We start from the raw sequence: 15,221 nt of genomic DNA, 5'->3' as shown, positions 1-15,221 counted from the left end.
CATTTGCGGGCCTGGCGTGCGGGCCATGCCAAGGCGTGCGGAAATGCCTCTGAAATGAAATTAAAGCATTGTCATTTGCAATCCATCGGCAAATTTTCTATAGGTCAGGCTTCTTGGAGCCTGGCCTTTCCTGCTTTGTGCAGGGGCCTTTCTAAACTACCGCTCGTTGTGACGGGAGCCGTATGTCAATACCACGCTTGAAATCCTACCTATCGATGTTCGCCGCCGTGCTGATGCTCGGCCAGGTGCTCAGCGCCCAGGCCGAGGAAGCCCTGCCGGACTTCACTACCCTGGTCGAGCAGGCCTCGCCAGCCGTGGTCAACATCAGTACCAAGCAGAAGCTGCCGGACCGCCGCATGGCCGCCGGGCAGATGCCCGACCTGGAAGGCCTGCCGCCGATGTTCCGCGAGTTCTTCGAGCGCAACATGCCGCAGCAGCCGCGCTCGCCGCGTGGCGACCGCCAGCGCGAGGCCCAGTCGCTGGGTTCGGGCTTCATCATTTCCAGTGATGGCTACGTGCTGACCAACAACCACGTGGTAGCCGATGCCGACGAAATCATCGTCCGCCTGTCGGACCGCAGCGAGCTGCAGGCCAAGCTGGTCGGCACCGATCCGCGCACCGACGTGGCCCTGCTCAAGGTCGAGGGCAAGAACCTGCCGACCGTCAAGCTGGGTGATTCCGAGAAGCTCAAGGTGGGCGAGTGGGTACTGGCCATCGGTTCGCCGTTCGGCTTCGACCATTCGGTGACCAAAGGTATCGTCAGCGCCAAGGGTCGCACCCTGCCCAACGACACTTACGTACCGTTCATCCAGACGGACGTTGCCATCAACCCGGGCAACTCCGGCGGCCCGCTGTTCAACATGAACGGCGAAGTGGTGGGTATCAACTCGCAGATCTTCACCCGTTCCGGCGGTTTCATGGGCCTGTCGTTCGCCATCCCGATCGATGTGGCGATCGATGTCTCCAACCAGCTGAAGAAAGACGGCAAGGTCAGCCGCGGCTGGCTGGGCGTGGTGATCCAGGAGGTCAACAAGGACCTGGCTGAGTCGTTCGGCCTGGACAAACCGGCCGGTGCCCTGGTGGCCCAGGTGCTGGAAAACGGCCCGGCAGCCAAGGGCGGCCTGCAGGTGGGTGATGTGATCCTGAGCATGAACGGCCAGCCGATCGTCATGTCGGCCGACCTGCCGCACCTGGTCGGCAGCCTCAAGGACGGCGAAAAGGCCAAGCTGGAGATCATCCGCAACGGCAAGCGCCAGAACCTCGACATCAGCGTTGGCGCACTGCCGGACGACGATGCCGACATCGGTACCGGCGCCGAAGGCAGCGCCGAGCGCAGCAGCAACCGCCTGGGCGTCTCGGTGGCCGACCTGACCGCCGAGCAGAAGAAAGCCCTGGAGCTCAAGGGTGGCGTGGTCATCAAGGAAGTCCAGGATGGCCCCGCCGCGATGATCGGCCTGCGCCCGGGTGACGTGATCAGCCACCTGAACAACCAGGCCATCGGTTCGGCCAAGGAATTCACCGAAATCGCCAAGGAACTGCCGAAGAACCGTTCGGTGTCGATGCGCGTGCTGCGTCAGGGCCGTGCCAGCTTCATTACCTTCAAGCTGGCTGAATAAGCGGCTTGGCAAGGAGAAAAGGGCAGCTTCGGCTGCCCTTTTTCATGAAAGTTCACAATTGCAGGGACGAATGCTGTGTACAGTCCGATAGAGGAATCTCCCATATCCCGGCAGCTTAAGGTACAATTCCCGGCTATTTTTCGGCGGGCGTCCGGCTCGCAGCCTTTTCGAGTGTTGACCCGTGAGTGATTTGAGTCATATCCGCAATTTCTCCATCATCGCCCACATCGACCATGGCAAGTCGACGCTGGCCGACCGTTTCATCCAGATGTGCGGTGGCCTGTCGGCACGCGAGATGGAAGCCCAGGTGCTCGATTCCATGGACCTGGAGCGTGAGCGCGGTATCACCATCAAGGCCCACAGCGTCACGCTCAACTACAAGGCGCAGGACGGCAAGGTCTACCAGCTGAACTTCATCGATACCCCCGGCCACGTCGACTTCACCTACGAAGTCTCGCGTTCGCTGGCGGCCTGTGAAGGCGCGCTGCTGGTGGTGGATGCCGGCCAGGGCGTCGAGGCCCAATCCGTAGCCAACTGCTACACCGCCATCGAGCAGGGCCTTGAGGTCATGCCGGTACTGAACAAGATGGACCTGCCCCAGGCCGATCCGGATCGCGTCAAGGACGAGATCGAGAAGATCATCGGCATCGACGCCACCGACGCCGTGGCCTGCAGTGCCAAGAGCGGCATGGGCGTGGACGAGGTGCTCGAGCGCCTGGTACAAACCATCCCTGCGCCGGAAGGCGATATCGAGGCGCCGCTGCAGGCACTGATCATCGACTCCTGGTTCGACAACTACCTGGGCGTGGTCTCGCTGGTGCGCGTGCGCCACGGCCGCGTCAAGAAAGGCGACAAGATCCTGGTCAAGTCCACCGGCAAGGTGCACCTGGTTGACAGCGTGGGCGTGTTCACCCCGAAACACACCCAGACCGCCGACCTGAAGGCTGGCGAAGTGGGCTTCATCATTGCCAGCATCAAGGACATCCACGGTGCCCCGGTCGGTGACACCCTGACCCTGTCCTCGACCCCTGAGGTCGAAGTGCTGCCAGGCTTCAAGAAGATCCAGCCGCAGGTCTACGCCGGCCTGTTCCCGGTCAGCTCCGACGACTTCGAGGACTTCCGCGATGCGCTGCAGAAGCTGACCCTGAACGACTCGTCGCTGCAATACATGCCGGAAAGCTCCGACGCCCTGGGCTTCGGCTTCCGTTGCGGCTTCCTCGGCATGCTGCACATGGAGATCATCCAGGAGCGCCTGGAGCGCGAATACGACCTGGACCTGATCACCACGGCGCCAAGCGTGATCTACGAGCTGGAACTGAAAACCGGCGAGACCATCACCGTCGACAACCCGTCGAAGCTGCCAGACGTCTCGGCGGTCGCCGATTTCCGCGAGCCGATCGTCACTGCCACCATCCTGGTACCGCAGGAACACCTGGGCAACGTCATCACCCTGTGCATCGAGAAGCGTGGCGTGCAGCGCGACATGCAGTTCCTCGGCAGCCAGGTGCAGGTGCGCTACGACCTGCCGATGAACGAAGTGGTGCTGGACTTCTTCGACCGCCTCAAGTCCACCAGCCGCGGCTATGCTTCGCTGGACTATCATTTCGATCGCTACCAGTCGGCCAACCTGGTCAAGCTGGATGTACTGATCAACGGCGACAAGGTCGATGCCCTGGCATTGATCGTGCACCGCGACAACGCGGCCTACAAAGGCCGTGCGTTGACCGAGAAAATGAAGGAACTGATCCCTCGGCAGATGTTCGACGTGGCGATCCAGGCAGCTATCGGCGGCCAGATCATCGCGCGGACAACCGTCAAGGCGCTCAGAAAGAACGTACTGGCCAAGTGCTACGGTGGTGACGTCAGCCGTAAGAAGAAGCTGCTGGAGAAGCAGAAGGCCGGTAAGAAACGCATGAAACAGGTGGGTAACGTGGAGATTCCACAGGAAGCCTTCCTCGCCGTGCTCAGGTTGGATAGCTAGGTCCTATGTCGCTAAATTTCCCGCTGTTGCTAGTCATCGCCGTCTTCGTCTGCGGCCTGCTGGGCTTGATCGACCTGCTGTTCCTGGCTCCGCGCCGGCGTGCGGCAATCGCCAACTACCAGGGCAGCGTCAGCCAGCCCGAGATGGCGGTGGTCGAGCGCCTGGGCAAGGAACCGTTGCTGGTCGAGTACGGCAAGTCGTTCTTCCCGGTGCTGTTCATCGTGCTGGTGCTGCGTTCGTTCCTGGTCGAGCCGTTCCAGATCCCTTCGGGGTCGATGAAGCCGACCCTGGAAGTGGGCGACTTCATCCTGGTGAACAAGTTCTCGTACGGCATTCGCCTGCCGGTGATCGACAAGAAGGTCATCGAGGTGGGTGACCCGCAACGCGGTGATGTGATGGTGTTCCGTTACCCGAGCGACCCGAACGTCAACTACATCAAGCGTGTGGTAGGCCTGCCGGGTGACCAGGTGCGCTACACCAGCGACAAGCGGTTGTTCGTCAACGGCCAGCCGATTGCCGAACAACTGGTGGGCACCGAGCCGGGCACCCTGGGCAGCGCCGAGCTGTACAAGGAAAAGCTCGGCGAGGCCGAACACCTGATCCGCAAGGAAATGAGCCGTTACCGCATGCCGCCGGACCAGCAATGGACCGTGCCGGCAGGCCATTACTTCATGATGGGCGACAACCGCGACAACTCCAACGACAGCCGTTACTGGGATGACCCGAACATCCCGAAGGAACTGCACGGCATGGTTCCGGACCGGAACATCGTCGGCAAGGCCTTCGCGGTGTGGATGAGCTGGCCAGAGCCCAAGCTCAGCCACCTGCCCAACCTGTCGCGGGTCGGTCTGATCCATTGATACCCATCGGCGCTGGCCAGCAGGCAGCGCCGAATGCATTTCTGACATAGGCTGTGTTCTCAGGGATCGGGAGATTCGCCGCACATCGCGGCGGGCCACAGCCAAACAGTCTTTCAGGATGTTGATTTGAACAACGCGTTGAACAACGAACGGGTGGCTGCATGAGTGCTCCCCTTGCCCGTCTGGAGCGAAAGCTCGGTTATACCTTCAAGAACCAGGACCAGATGCTCCTGGCACTGACCCATCGCAGTTACGCCGGGCGCAACAATGAGCGCCTGGAGTTTCTCGGTGACGCCATTCTCAACTTCGTCGCCGGCGAAGCGCTGTTCGAGCGCTTCCCGCAGGCCCGCGAAGGCCAGCTGTCGCGCCTGCGCGCGCGCCTGGTCAAGGGTGAGACCCTGGCCCGCCTGGCCCGTGGTTTCGACCTGGGCGATCACCTGCGCCTGGGTTCGGGTGAGCTCAAGAGCGGTGGCTTCCGCCGCGAGTCGATCCTGGCCGACGCCCTGGAGGCGCTGATTGGCGCCATCTACCTGGACGCCGACATGGAAACGGCCCGGGAGCGCGTGCTGGCCTGGCTGGCCGATGAGTTCGAAGGCCTGACCCTGGTCGATACCAACAAGGACCCGAAAACCCGCCTGCAGGAGTTCCTGCAGTCGCGCAGCTGCGAGCTGCCGCGTTACGAAGTGGTGGACATCCAGGGCGAACCGCACTGCCGGACCTTCTTCGTCGAATGCGAAGTGGTGCTGCTGAACAACAAGAGCCGTGGCCAGGGCGTTAGCCGGCGTATCGCCGAGCAAGTCGCTGCCGCGTCTGCACTGATCGCCCTGGGCGTGGAGAATGGCAATGACTGATAGCAACCCGACCCGCTGCGGCTACGTAGCCATTGTCGGCCGCCCGAACGTGGGCAAGTCGACCCTGCTCAACCACATCCTCGGCCAGAAGCTGGCGATCACCTCGCGCAAGCCGCAGACCACCCGCCACAACATGCTCGGCATCAAGACCGAGGGTGACGTGCAGGCGATCTACGTCGATACCCCCGGTATGCACAAGGCCAACGACAAGGCCTTGAACCGCTACATGAACCGCAACGCTTCGGCGGCCCTGAAGGACGTCGACGTGGTGATCTTCGTGGTCGACCGCACCAAATGGACCGACGAGGACCAACTGGTGCTGGAGCGCGTGCAGTACGTGACGGGCCCACTGATCATCGCGGTCAACAAGACCGACCGCATGGAAGAGAAGGCCGAACTGATCCCGCACCTGCAATGGCTGCAGGAGCAGTTGCCGAACGCCGAAGTGATGCCTATTTCCGCGCAGCAGGGGCACAACCTGCAGGCGCTGGAAGCACAGATCGCCAAGCACCTGCCCGAGAACGAGCACTTCTTCCCCGAAGACCAGATCACCGACCGCAGCAGCCGCTTCCTGGCCGCCGAACTAGTGCGCGAGAAGATCATGCGCCAGCTGGGTGCGGAATTGCCGTACCAGATCACCGTGGAAATTGAAGAATTCAAGCAGCAGGGTCATGTGCTGCACATCCATGCGCTGATCCTGGTCGAGCGCGACGGCCAGAAAAAGATCATCATTGGCGACAAGGGCGAGCGCATCAAGCGCATCGGCTCCGAGGCGCGCAAGGACATGGAGGTGCTGTTCGACTCCAAGGTCATGCTCAACCTGTGGGTCAAGGTGAAAGGCGGCTGGTCCGATGACGAGCGCGCCCTGCGCTCGCTGGGCTACGGCGACCTCTAAGCCTCGCACGGCCGGTCTCTGTAGGAGCGGCCTTGTGTCGCGACGGGGCCGCAAAGCGGCCCCGGATTTTCAGCTTCGCAGCATAAATTGCTGGGGCTGCTGCGCAGCCCTATCGCGACACAAGGCCGCTCCTACAAGGGCCAGTGCAACCCCTGGGGCACGTATTTTCCATGGAACAACCTGTCGGCCAGCCAGCCTACGTGCTGCACAGCCGTGCCTACAAGGAAACCAGCGCGCTGGTGGACTTCTTCACCCCGCAGGGCCGCATGCGCGCCGTGCTGCGCCGTGCGCGTGGCAAAGGTGGCAGCCTGGTGCGGCCGTTCGTGCCGCTGGAGCTGGAACTGCGTGGGCGTGGCGAGCTGAAGAATGTCGGGCGCATGGACAGTGCCGGCATCGCCGCCTGGCTGCATGGCGATGCCCTGTTCAGCGGGTTGTACCTCAACGAACTGCTCATGCGCCTGCTGCCCGCCGAAGCGCCTTTCCCGGCTTTGTTCGAGCACTACACCCTGACCTTGCAGGCCTTGGCCGCCGGTCGCCCGCTGGAGCCGCTGCTGCGCTCCTTCGAATGGCGGCTGCTGGACGAACTCGGTTACGCGTTTTCGTTGCACCACGACGTCAATGACCAGGCGATCGCGGTCGATGGCCTGTACCGCTTGCGTGTGGATGCCGGCCTGGAGCGGGTCGAGCTGGTGCAACCCGGGCTGTTCCGCGGCACCGAACTGCTGGCCCTGGCCGAAGCCGACTGGGATGCCCCAGGTGCCTTGCTCGCTGCCAAGCGCCTGATGCGCCAGGCACTGGCGGTTCACCTGGGGGCAAAACCGCTGGTCAGCCGGGAACTGTTTCGCAAGCGCTGATCACGACGTATGCTGTGGGGCTCAATCTTCAGGAGAGCCTTTCGTGACTCACAGCAACCGCATGCTTCTCGGCGTAAACATCGACCACGTGGCGACCCTGCGCCAGGCCCGGGGCACGCGTTACCCTGATCCGGTCAAGGCTGCCCTGGATGCCGAGGAAGCAGGCGCCGATGGCATCACCGTGCACCTGCGTGAAGACCGCCGGCACATCCAGGAGCGTGACGTGGTGCTGCTCAAGGACGTGCTGCAGACGCGCATGAACTTTGAGATGGGCGTCACCGAAGAGATGATGGCCTTTGCCGAGAAGATCCGCCCGGCGCACATCTGCCTGGTACCCGAAACCCGACAGGAGCTGACCACCGAAGGCGGCCTGGACGTGGCGGGCCAGGAAGCACGGATCAAGGCTGCGGTTGAGCGCCTGTCGCGTACCGGTGCCGAAGTGTCGCTGTTCATCGATGCCGACGAGCGGCAGATCGAGGCTTCGCGTCGCGTTGGCGCGCCTGCCATCGAACTGCACACCGGGCGTTACGCCGATGCCGAAACCCCGACCGAAGTGGCCGAGGAACTCAAGCGTATCGTCGATGGCGTGGCGTTTGGCGTGGGGCAGGGGCTGATCGTCAATGCCGGCCACGGCTTGCATTACCACAACGTCGAGGCGGTGGCGGCAATCAAGGGCATCAATGAGCTGAACATCGGCCATGCGCTGGTGGCGCATGCGCTGTTCGTCGGCTTCAAGGCCGCTGTGGCCGAGATGAAGGCGCTGATCGTGGCGGCTTCGCGCTAATCGTTGGTCGCCTGCACCAGCCTCTTCGCGGGCTTGCCCGCTCCCACAGGGATTGCACAAGCTTCAAGGCCTGTGGGGTACCTGTGGGAGCGGGCAAGCCCGCGAAGAGGCTGGTGCAGGCAGCCGATCACTCGGCAGGAAACACCAGGGTAAACCGGGTAGGCCCCAAGGGGCTGCTGCTGACCTCGACCCGCCCACCATGCAACTGCATGATCGATTTCACGATCGCCAGCCCCAACCCGGTCCCTCCCTCCAGCCGCGAGCGCCCCGAGCCCACCCGGTAAAACCGTTCGAACAAGCGCGACTGGTGTTCTTCAGCAATACCAGGCCCCTGGTTTTCCACCGAAAGCCGAACTTCGCTGCCCACGCGCTCGATACGTAGTTCCACAGGCTTGTCATCGGGGCCGTGCCGAATGGCATTGCTCAACAGGTTCGACAGTGCCCGCTGAAACATCAGCCGATCACCCTGCGCCGTCCCCCAGCCTTGCATACGCAACTCAACCCCTTTCAGCTCGGCACTGAACGCAAACAGCTCGACAACCCGCGCCGTCTCGTCGGCCAATGTCATGGGCTTGAGCGCGACCTGGGCCTGGGGTTGGCTGACCTGGGCGAGAAACAGCATGTCATTGATGATGCGGTTGAGCCGGGTCAGTTCTTCGATGCTGTCTTCCAGCACTTCCCGGTAATTCGCGTTGTCCCGTTCGCGGGCCAGCGTCACTTGCGCCTTGCCCATCAGGTTGCTCAACGGTGTGCGCAGTTCATGGGCCAGATCATCGGAGAACTGCGACAGCTGGCTGACGCCCTGATCGAGGCGGTCGAGCATCACGTTGATGCTGCTGGCCAGCTCTGCCAGCTCCAGCGGCAGGCCGGTAGCGGGAAGACGATGTTGCAGGTCCTGGGCCGACACCCGCCCGGCAATGCGCCGGAAGTGCCGCAGTGGCCTCAGGCCGCGCTGCATCAGCCACCAGGCACCGGCCCCGATCAGCAACAGCAGCAACGGCAGCGCGAGCAAGGTGGAGTGCAGGTAGGCCTGCAGCAGGGCGTTGTCGTCGGCGCGGTTGAGCGACATCATCACCTTGACCGGGGTGTCGTCGCGCAGGCGCATCAGCCGGGTCACGGTGAGTATCTGGTTGCCATTGCTGTCGCGCCACGCATGAAAGGCCAGGCGGGCATCGGTGCGCAGATCGCCTACCTGCGATTCCAGCGCTGGCCCCAGGCTGAGCAGGTGCGGGTGGCGGCCTTCGAGGGCCAGCACGCTGAGGCTGAGGTTGTCGTGCCCCATCACCAGGTCGAGCAAGGGATGGGCGCGGCTGCCCAGGTCTTCGCTACGCAGGTCGACCCGCAGGTTGTGCTCGACCTGCAGCATCTTGCGCGCCAGGTCCTTGCGTGCGCGGCTGTCCAGTTCGTGATCGAGGGCGAACACGGCCAGGCAGGCCAGCAGCAGCACCAGTGCGGCGCCCATCAGCGTCACGCTCAGGCCCAGGCGCAGTGACAGGCTGGCGTTTTTCAAAAGCGTGCCTCGAGCACGTAGCCGACGCCGCGCAGGGTATGGATCAGTTTGTTGTCGAACGGGTCGTCGAGCTTTGCCCGCAGGCGCCGGATCGAAACCTCGACCACATTGGTGTCGCAGTCGAAGTTCATGTCCCACACCAGCGAGATGATCTGGGTGCGCGACAGCACCTCGCCGGTCTGGCGCATCAGCAGGTGCAGCAGGGCGAATTCCTTGGCGGTCAGGTCTATACGCTGGCCGGCGCGGTAGGCGCGGTGGCGGCCGGGGTCCAGCTCCAGATCTGCGACGCGCAGGGTGCTGGGCTGCAGTTGCTGGTCGTTGCGGCGCAGCAGGCTGCGGATACGGGCCAGCAGTTCCGGGAACTCGAAAGGTTTGAGCAGGTAATCGTCGGCCCCCAGGTCCAGGCCCTTGACCCGGTCGGCCAGGCGGCCGTGGGCGGTAAGCATCATGATGCGCGTGGCCGATTCGGCGCGCAGCCGCTGCAGCACGGTCCAGCCATCGAGTTCGGGCAGATTGACGTCGAGGATGACCAGGTCGTACGGCTGCTGGCGTGCCAGGTGCAGGCCATCTGTGCCGGTGTGGGCGCAGTCGACCACGTAGCCGTTCTCGCGCAGGCCCTGTTGCAGGTAGTCGGCGGTACGCAGTTCGTCCTCGATGATCAGTAGACGCATGGGTGGGCTCGGTGTGATGAAAGGGGGGCGATTCTCGACCCTGTAGTGGCATCAGGGTCAAGGCGCAGGATGTTACGGCATGAGTAAGGACGCGCGGCGCAGATAACGGATTTGTAATCCTGGTGTTATCTGGCTGTCTGTTAGGGCCCTTTCGCGGGTAAACCCGCTCCCACAGGATTTTCACAGACGCTGAAATCCGTGCAGTTCCTGTGGGTTTACCCGCGAAGAGGCCAGCACAGACAACACAGGGCCACATTGCAAGACTGTAATCCCCGCCTCACCTTGCCGTTAGCTAGCCCTCGCTAGGATGGCCCTGTCTGATCGGTTATCACGAGGCAACCACGATGAACCTGACCAAATACCTGCTGTTGGCCACCCTTGCCCTGGGCAGCGCCAGTGTTTACGCCGAGGGCGGTGCGGAACGTTCCAAACAATTCTGGCAAGCGTTCCGCGAAGACCAGCAGCGCCTGCACGGCGACAAGCAACAGGCCGTTGCCGAGCGTGAGCGCAAGGCACAGGAGAAGGCCCGCGAGTTGGCCAAGGATTGAGTGACAGCACCTACGCCGTGAAAGCTCCTCGGCGCGGGTGTATTCAGGCGCCCATCCGGGCGCCTTTTTTATTTGCGCGCCAGCAGGGTGGCGCGGCGTGGGGCCGGCAGGCCTTCGATGGTCTTGCTGTGGTCGTTCGGGTCGAGGAAGTCGCCCAGTGACTGGTAGCGCATCCATTCGGTGCTGCGCTGTTCCTCGACGCTGGTCACGCTTACGTCGACGCAACGCACGTCGCTGAAACCGGCACGGCGCAACCAGCGCTCCAGGGCAGGCACCGACGGCAGGTACCAGACGTTGCGCATCTGTGCATAGCGGTCCTCAGGTACCAGCACCTGGTTTTCGTCACCCTCGATCACCAGGGTTTCCAGCACCAGTTCCCCGCCTTTGACCAGGCAGTCCTTGAGCGCCAGCAGGTGCTCGATGGGCGAGCGGCGGTGATAGAACACCCCCATGGAAAACACCGTGTCGAAACCTTCGAGGTTGGCCGGCAGGTCTTCCAGGGCGAATGGCAGGTGCCAGGCGGGCAGCTCTGGCAGGTATTGCTGAACGGCCTGGAACTGGCAGAAGAACAACCAGTTGGGATCGACGCCAATCACCATGTCGGCGCCGGCACCGAGCATGCGCCACTGGTAGTAGCCGTTGCCGCAGCCCACGTCGAGCACGCGCTTGCCCTTGAGGTCGAGGTGCGGGCCGACCCGGGACCATTTCCAGTCCGAACGCCATTCGGTGTCCACATGCACGCCGAACAGGTCGAATGGCCCTTTGCGCCAAGGGGACAGGCCCATCAGTGCCTGGCGCATCTGCGCGCGGGTGGCGTCGTCGCAATCGCAGTCCAGGCGCAGCCCGTTGACCAGGTCGATTTCGCTCGGTTGCAGGGCGGGCAAGGCTTCCAGCGCACCGCGCCAGCGGTCGAGGTCACCGTGACCCTTCTCCAGCTTGGCTTCCAGTTGCGCTTGCAGGCCTTGCGACCAGGAAGCCAGGGGCGTACCCGCCAAGCGGCGGACGAGGGGGGACAGATCGATCATGGCAGGGCAATCAAAGAGGCGAAGTTAAGGCATTGGAACCAGGGCACCACCTTCGAAAAACCGGCTGCGCGCAGGCGCGCCTGGTGGGCTTCGAGGGTGTCGGGCCTCATCACGTTCTCGATGGCGCTGCGCTTCTGGGCAATTTCCAGTTCGCTGTAGCCATTGGCACGTTTGAAGTCCAGGTGCAGTTCATTGAGCAGGTCCTGCTGTTCATCATCGGCGAAGCGCAGTTTTTCCGAGAGGATCAGCGCACCACCGGGCAACAGCGCCTGGCGGATGCGGCCGAGCAGCTCCAGGCGCTGGTCGGGGGCGATGAACTGCAGGGTGAAATTCATCGCCACCACCGAGGCGGGCTCGAAGGGCAGGGCCAGGATGTCGGCTTCCAGCACCTGCACCGGCAGCAGTTCCTGGAACATCGAGTCCTGGGCGGTGAGGTACTGGCGGCAACGCTCGACCATCGCCGCGGAGTTGTCCACGGCGATTACCCGGCAGCCGTCACTGCGCACATGGCGGCGCAGCGATTGGGTAACGGCACCCAGCGACGCACCCAGGTCGTACAGCGCGGTATGCGGCTGGGCGAAGCGCGCGGCCAGCACGCCGAGGTTCTCGACGATGGTCGGGTAGCCCGGCACCGAGCGCTTGATCATGTCCGGGAACACGCGCACCACGTCCTCGTTGAAGACGAAGTCGGGCACTTGCTCCAGGGGCTGGGCGAAAAGGCGGTCGGGTTGTTTGCTCACGGCGGGCTCGATACAGGGTGAAACGGAGGCGCATTTTAGCCAAAGGCCACGCGTCTTGCCATGGCAATGCTTCAAGAGGGCTGGACGGTTACCCCAGAATAAAGCGAAGTTTCCCACATCGTTACTTTATCAAAGCGACAGTATCGAGTTCGACGAACAAACAAAATTCAAGTGCATGACTGTGCATGCTGTCGTCAATATCTTGAGGTGAGTAATGACTGTCGCAACTGACTTGGAAAAGTATACCGTAGATGAAATGGATCCGCTGAGCAAAGTTAAAATGCTACCGGAGCGCTATTTTGAGTTCCTTGGAAGCCGACTGAGCAATGGTCAGCAAGCAGGCAGCTTGTTGACTGCGGAGAATCTGAAAGCAATAAAGAGGTATGCCAACGTAGTAAGCCAGTTGCCGCGTACCTTGGACCAGGTCGAAAAGGAAGCTGACTATGCAGCCTTGAGGCTGGACGCTTCGCTTGTGTATGAGCTTTATCGTGCGCTACACAGGCATATTGATGTATGGGACGAGCTCGAACGAAGCGTCAAGCAACTTGGCCCGGAAATTGAACTGTTCGCCGAAAGCCTGGTACAGCGTGGCAGTACCCTGTTGAACAATCTGGAAAACAGCGATGTGTTTCTGACGATCAAGAGCACCAGGGCCGAACAGGGTGACGACGTGTATATCACGGCGTTGAGTGAAGATGAGCAGGCACAGCTAAGGAATGTACTGGCACCTGGTATTACCGAATTGGTAAGGGAAATCGAAGGCACTCGTCGTCGCATCGATGAAGTCGACGCCCGCGCCAATTGGTTCAATAGTGAAATCAAACGCGAGATCAAGCCGCGCCTGGGTCGCTTGATCACGCATTTCGACGAAAAGGCTTCCAGTGACGTCATCGTGCAAAAGCGGCAGCAACTCGATAAATGGGATGAAAAGATCGATCAGCTGGCGTCAGATTATTCTGCCAACGTGGGCTATGCATTCACCGGGCTTTGGTTCGGACCGATCGGTGTAGCCGTGACCGGAGGCGTTTTCGGCTCCAAAGCGGAAAGCATTCGGGCAGAAAAGAATGCACTGATCGAGAAGCGTGATGAGCTGGCGCAGGAAATGGCAAAACTCTTGCCGGCCCTCCAGGACTTCGAGCGTATCTCGACATTGGTCAGGGATTTACAGTTCAGGTGCAAGGACCTGTCATCGGCAACTCGGCGTCTGGCGGACGTCTGGTTGTTCATGGCTTCGTATGCCAATAGCTCGGTAAACGAAGCAAAGGAATTGAAGGATATAAAACAGCTGGAGGCGTTCGTTCATGATTTTTCGGAAGTCATCAGGCCTTGGGAAAAAATAGGGAGCATCTGCCACACCTTGTCTGAACTGTTTGATGAGCTCGTTGAAGAGTATGAGGATGCCTGACATGGACGTAGTAGATATCAAAGCCGCTGTGCCCGACTTCGTACGCATGCAGCAAGTGCAAGATCAGATATTCAGCCTTGAAGACGCATGGGGCATGAAAGTGCTACCGCGGGCGCGAGAGCAACTTGGTGAGTTACGAGTGCTGTTGCTGGCAGTCGAGCGTTCTTTCAAGGAAAGCCTGATAGGCGCTATCGTGTTGCTGGAGGACCGGCAGTTTATTTCAAGCCAACCAGGTGCTGAGACCCACCACAGGTTGGCAACTGTTCTGAATCGTCTGAGTCAGCTTCACTCGGTACTGGCCAGGCAAAATCAGCGTCTGGAACTTTTCTCGTTAGCCGCCTTGATTGAGGCATTGCCGGAACTGGAAAGCCGCGTCGACCTGCATAGGCAGCAAGTAATGGCGTTCGATGAACGCTTGAATGAACTGCGGCAAAAACAGACAGATATCGTCGCGGCTATCGAGGTACTGGAAAAGCCCTCTGTTGCCAGTGCCTTGAAGGGGCTGATACCGAACGATGACGAGATTGACCAGATAATCGGCTTGATCACGGATCCGAAAATCGATTCGAGTGTGCTCAAGGCGGCAACGCAAAAGCTGCACAAGCATGCTGATGTGCTGGAAGGGGTCAAGACATTCAGGGACTTGAGTGACGCCCGCAGCAGGCTTGATGCAAGAATCGAGGGGGCACTGAGTGACCGGCGGCATGCTCAGCAAACCTTGGAAAGCACCCTGGATGAGCGCGATGCCGTCAAGGCATTGGCCGGGGTCGAGCCACTCAAGAATGAGTGGCTGCAAGAGCTTCGCAAGTTGGAACTGCAGTGGCAGGGTCAAGCTGCAAAGCTCGACCCGACGATGGCTTTGCCGGATGGCACGGTCGCGTTGCAAGATCTCTGCGAGTACCTGAAGGTGGTTCAGATGGCGTATGACCGCAGCTGATTGCCCTTAACGGACGATAACTTTGCATTCGAAGGTCTGCACCGGGGCGACGTCTTTAGCCCAGGGTTGTTGGTAAAGCAGCAGCAACTGGGATGTGCCGACACTGCTGGCCTTGTAGCGCCAGGTAGAGACACCGGCGCTGCCGACCATGTCTTCCTCGGGTGCGTTGTACACCTCCGGGCCAAGGCTTTTCAGCACATTCGAGGCGGGGTTCTCGACGCGCCAGCGGTAGCCGGTGGACGGGTTGCTGGGCAAGCTCAGGGTCAGCGCCTGGCCAACCTGCAGGCGCGTCGGGCATTCGCTTTCGGCGTCCAGTTCGACGGGTTGCGTGGGCTGTTGGGCGCAGGCGGAAATCAGGGCGAAGCTCAGGGGAACGAGCAGACGAGGGGCGGTCATGTTGGCTCCGGAGGCTGACGATGGCCTGAGGATAACCGATGATCGAGGAGATTTGTGTTGCCTGTGGCGGCCCTTTCGCGGGTAAACCCGCTCCCACAGTGATCTCACTGGGCTCAAGCCCTGCGCTATCCCTGTGGGAGCGGGTTTA

General features: G+C 61.5%; 15 protein-coding genes. 10 read left to right on the top strand and 5 right to left on the bottom strand.

The genetic code is table 11. From position 1 onward, the window contains the following. Positions 1–215 precede the first annotated feature (215 nt). The 7 genes from C163_RS20755 to pdxJ all read left to right on the top strand — a co-directional run bounded on the left by C163_RS20755 (position 216) and on the right by pdxJ (position 7,841). Positions 216–1,616, top strand: a complete 1,401-nt coding sequence (locus C163_RS20755) for a DegQ family serine endoprotease (protein ID WP_371257967.1) — start codon at positions 216–218, stop codon at positions 1,614–1,616. 181 nt (positions 1,617–1,797) lie between these two features. Further along, positions 1,798–3,597 (top strand): translation elongation factor 4, encoded by a 1,800-nt coding sequence (gene lepA, locus C163_RS20750; protein WP_025340425.1) that lies wholly within the window; start codon positions 1,798–1,800, stop codon positions 3,595–3,597. Between the two features lie 5 nt (positions 3,598–3,602). Next, a complete protein-coding gene (gene lepB / locus C163_RS20745) occupies positions 3,603–4,457 on the top strand; it encodes a signal peptidase I (protein ID WP_003258486.1) in 855 nt (284 codons plus the stop codon). 161 nt (positions 4,458–4,618) lie between these two features. Continuing rightward, positions 4,619–5,308 (top strand): ribonuclease III, encoded by a 690-nt coding sequence (gene rnc, locus C163_RS20740; RefSeq protein WP_003258487.1) that lies wholly within the window; start codon positions 4,619–4,621, stop codon positions 5,306–5,308. Next, positions 5,301–6,203: a GTPase Era gene (era, locus tag C163_RS20735; protein WP_015271595.1), complete on the top strand. Its 903-nt coding sequence runs from the start codon at positions 5,301–5,303 to the stop codon at positions 6,201–6,203. The genes rnc and era overlap by 8 nt, the downstream gene beginning before the upstream one ends. Positions 6,204–6,373: 170 nt before the next feature. Further along, entirely contained in the window at positions 6,374–7,057 is a 684-nt protein-coding gene (gene recO / locus C163_RS20730; RefSeq protein WP_015271594.1) for a DNA repair protein RecO, read from the top strand. A gap of 61 nt (positions 7,058–7,118) precedes the next feature. After that, positions 7,119–7,841 carry a pyridoxine 5'-phosphate synthase gene (gene pdxJ / locus C163_RS20725; protein ID WP_153670549.1) on the top strand — a complete coding sequence of 241 codons (723 nt, stop codon included), beginning with the start codon at positions 7,119–7,121 and terminating at the stop codon, positions 7,839–7,841. A 127-nt stretch (positions 7,842–7,968) separates the two neighbouring features. Here pdxJ and C163_RS20720 read toward each other — a convergent pair whose 3' ends face one another. Beyond that, positions 7,969–9,351, bottom strand: coding sequence for a heavy metal sensor histidine kinase (locus tag C163_RS20720; protein ID WP_025340424.1), 1,383 nt, complete (start codon positions 9,349–9,351; stop codon positions 7,969–7,971). Continuing rightward, positions 9,348–10,022: a heavy metal response regulator transcription factor gene (locus C163_RS20715; RefSeq protein ID WP_025340423.1), complete on the bottom strand. Its 675-nt coding sequence runs from the start codon at positions 10,020–10,022 to the stop codon at positions 9,348–9,350. The genes C163_RS20720 and C163_RS20715 overlap by 4 nt, the downstream gene beginning before the upstream one ends. Positions 10,023–10,366: 344 nt before the next feature. Between C163_RS20715 and C163_RS20710 the strand changes: the two genes are divergently transcribed. After that, complete coding sequence (locus C163_RS20710) at positions 10,367–10,570, top strand: hypothetical protein (RefSeq protein ID WP_025340422.1); 204 nt, start codon at positions 10,367–10,369, stop codon at positions 10,568–10,570. A gap of 68 nt (positions 10,571–10,638) precedes the next feature. Here C163_RS20710 and cmoB read toward each other — a convergent pair whose 3' ends face one another. Both cmoB and cmoA read right to left on the bottom strand, forming a co-directional pair. Then, entirely contained in the window at positions 10,639–11,595 is a 957-nt protein-coding gene (gene cmoB / locus C163_RS20705) for a tRNA 5-methoxyuridine(34)/uridine 5-oxyacetic acid(34) synthase CmoB (RefSeq protein ID WP_025340421.1), read from the bottom strand. Further along, positions 11,592–12,335 (bottom strand): carboxy-S-adenosyl-L-methionine synthase CmoA, encoded by a 744-nt coding sequence (gene cmoA, locus C163_RS20700; RefSeq protein ID WP_025340420.1) that lies wholly within the window; start codon positions 12,333–12,335, stop codon positions 11,592–11,594. Before cmoA ends, cmoB begins: the two co-directional genes overlap by 4 nt. A gap of 214 nt (positions 12,336–12,549) precedes the next feature. Here cmoA and C163_RS20695 point away from each other — a divergent pair, with 214 nt between their 5' ends. Then, positions 12,550–13,740 carry an alpha-xenorhabdolysin family binary toxin subunit A gene (locus C163_RS20695; protein WP_025340419.1) on the top strand — a complete coding sequence of 397 codons (1,191 nt, stop codon included), beginning with the start codon at positions 12,550–12,552 and terminating at the stop codon, positions 13,738–13,740. 1 nt (position 13,741) lies between these two features. Beyond that, positions 13,742–14,677 carry an alpha-xenorhabdolysin family binary toxin subunit B gene (locus C163_RS20690; RefSeq protein ID WP_025340418.1) on the top strand — a complete coding sequence of 312 codons (936 nt, stop codon included), beginning with the start codon at positions 13,742–13,744 and terminating at the stop codon, positions 14,675–14,677. A 6-nt stretch (positions 14,678–14,683) separates the two neighbouring features. Here the strand turns inward: C163_RS20690 and C163_RS20685 are convergent, their stop codons facing one another. Further along, on the bottom strand, positions 14,684–15,073 hold the full coding sequence (locus tag C163_RS20685; RefSeq protein WP_025340417.1) for a protease inhibitor I42 family protein: 390 nt from the start codon (positions 15,071–15,073) through the stop codon (positions 14,684–14,686). Between the last annotated feature and the right edge of the window lie 148 nt (positions 15,074–15,221).

It is taken from the genome of Pseudomonas sp. FGI182, from assembly GCF_000511325.1.
Taxonomy (GTDB): domain Bacteria; phylum Pseudomonadota; class Gammaproteobacteria; order Pseudomonadales; family Pseudomonadaceae; genus Aquipseudomonas; species Aquipseudomonas putida_Z.
Note: the sequence above shows the minus strand (reverse complement) of the source record. Positions and strands in the feature narration are given on the sequence as shown.

Bases quoted from the DNA above. Each gene is read 5' to 3' on its own strand.
- C163_RS20755 (WP_371257967.1), top strand. From the start codon at position 216: ATGTTCGCCGCCGTGCTGATGCTCGGCCAGGTGCTCAGCGCCCAGGCC.
- lepB (WP_003258486.1), top strand. From the start codon at position 3,603: ATGTCGCTAAATTTCCCGCTGTTGCTAGTCATCGCCGTCTTCGTCTGC.
- rnc (WP_003258487.1), top strand. From the start codon at position 4,619: ATGAGTGCTCCCCTTGCCCGTCTGGAGCGAAAGCTCGGTTATACCTTC.
- era (WP_015271595.1), top strand. From the start codon at position 5,301: ATGACTGATAGCAACCCGACCCGCTGCGGCTACGTAGCCATTGTCGGC.
- recO (WP_015271594.1), top strand. From the start codon at position 6,374: ATGGAACAACCTGTCGGCCAGCCAGCCTACGTGCTGCACAGCCGTGCC.
- pdxJ (WP_153670549.1), top strand. From the start codon at position 7,119: ATGCTTCTCGGCGTAAACATCGACCACGTGGCGACCCTGCGCCAGGCC.
- C163_RS20715 (WP_025340423.1), bottom strand. From the start codon at position 10,022: ATGCGTCTACTGATCATCGAGGACGAACTGCGTACCGCCGACTACCTG.
- C163_RS20710 (WP_025340422.1), top strand. From the start codon at position 10,367: ATGAACCTGACCAAATACCTGCTGTTGGCCACCCTTGCCCTGGGCAGC.
- cmoB (WP_025340421.1), bottom strand. From the start codon at position 11,595: ATGATCGATCTGTCCCCCCTCGTCCGCCGCTTGGCGGGTACGCCCCTG.
- C163_RS20695 (WP_025340419.1), top strand. From the start codon at position 12,550: ATGACTGTCGCAACTGACTTGGAAAAGTATACCGTAGATGAAATGGAT.
- C163_RS20690 (WP_025340418.1), top strand. From the start codon at position 13,742: ATGGACGTAGTAGATATCAAAGCCGCTGTGCCCGACTTCGTACGCATG.
- C163_RS20685 (WP_025340417.1), bottom strand. From the start codon at position 15,073: ATGACCGCCCCTCGTCTGCTCGTTCCCCTGAGCTTCGCCCTGATTTCC.